The 1,316-nt window shown below is 64.8% G+C and carries 1 protein-coding gene and 1 pseudogene; one reads left to right on the forward strand and one right to left on the reverse strand.

The genetic code is table 11. From position 1 onward, the window contains the following. Positions 1 to 489 precede the first annotated feature (489 nt). The gene (locus RM423_RS24750; RefSeq protein WP_311425698.1) at positions 490 to 774 is read right to left on the reverse strand and encodes a hypothetical protein; all 285 of its coding nucleotides are present in this window, start codon (positions 772 to 774) and stop codon (positions 490 to 492) included. A gap of 109 nt (positions 775 to 883) precedes the next feature. On the opposite strand from RM423_RS24750, the pseudogene RM423_RS24755 reads away from it, so the two are divergent. After that, a pseudogene (locus RM423_RS24755) lies at positions 884 to 1,204 on the forward strand (IS1380 family transposase); the annotation flags it as partial. Positions 1,205 to 1,316 lie beyond the last annotated feature (112 nt).

The following is a 1,316-nucleotide window of genomic DNA, read 5'->3' on the forward strand; positions in this document are numbered from 1 at the left end:
CGCCGCCGGCACTCCGCCTGCGGCTACCGCAGCCCGATCACCTACGAGAACACCACCACCGCGGCTACGCTACGACCGGCCGCATAACAATCAAATCGCGTGTCCACTTTTCGGGGCGAAGGCCCAACAGGATTGCCTGCAACCACCAGGTTCGCGGGTTGACCCTCCGTGGACTCACGATGGCGACGATATCGCTTGTCTAGCCTTCGCCGAACCTGCGTTCGGAATGCCTGCCCAACATCTGCGCCAACGGGCACCGGCTGATACCGCCCGAACGCGCCCATCGTGGCTGGTCAGCCTGCCGCTGCACGCCCGGACGCTCTGGTCACCCCACGGCATGTGGCGCCGTCTGGTCCCAGCCGCCGCACACCCGACGACGGCCGGTCAGCGGTGGAGTGGAAGTAGCTAGGTCCGTTGAGGCGTTACGCGGTCCTCGGCTGGAGCGCTTGGGCGCAGCGACCGCTCGCCGTTGCTTGATCGTTCTCCTGGTCAGATGTTCTGGTCGAAGGTGTCAAGAGCCCATTTACGGAGGTGCGTAGGAGCGTTTCCGTCCATCCCAATTGACCACCCGGGGACTGCGTCCAGGGACCAATGGTCCTTCACATCAGGACCCAGCTCGATGATGTCCCGAGTCGAGCTGATCAGTTTGACCTCATCGAACTGGCCTTCATGGTCATTACGCCAGCCGATCACTTGATGCTCATCGCGGGCGACGACGAGGCAGCGTCGCGGCGGGATGCCCTTGGACTCCAGCGACGCTAAGCCCGGATCCACCGTCGTAGCTGGGGTTTGAGCGTGCCGTAGAGCGAGAATGCCCTTTCCTTGCAGGATAATGAGACTTCTCTAGGGTCCATTGTCCGGCGTCAGAGAGGGCACCTCGTAGATGCGATTATTCCATGCCGATCCAGTGCGGTCAGCAGTATTTGATGAGCCGAATCTCGTGTCGTGCGCCGGGCTGGTCCCGGTGCTGGCCCTGGCCCAGCGGGCCGGCCTGATCGAGCTGGCCCAGGATCGGTTGTCGGTGCCCGGCGGGCCCGGTCACGCCGCGGGGTTGAAGGTGTCCGCTGTGGTTGCGGGCATGGTCGCCGGCGCGGACTCGATCAGCGACCTGGGCCTGCTGCGGCACGGAGGCATGAGCCGGCTGTTCACCGGCACCCGGGCCCCGTCGACGTTGGGGACGTTCCTGCGTGCCTTCACCTATGGAACGCAAATGGTTATTGCTTGACACTGCCTCCTTGGCGGACCGGTTGGTCCTGGTGGACGGGGCTCGTCTGCGCTTGGGCGTGCGTTGTGGGGCGGCGGTGGCGTCGGCGGGT

The sequence above is a fragment of the Jatrophihabitans lederbergiae genome (genome assembly GCF_031845305.1).
GTDB lineage: Bacteria > Actinomycetota > Actinomycetes > Mycobacteriales > Jatrophihabitantaceae > Jatrophihabitans_A > Jatrophihabitans_A lederbergiae.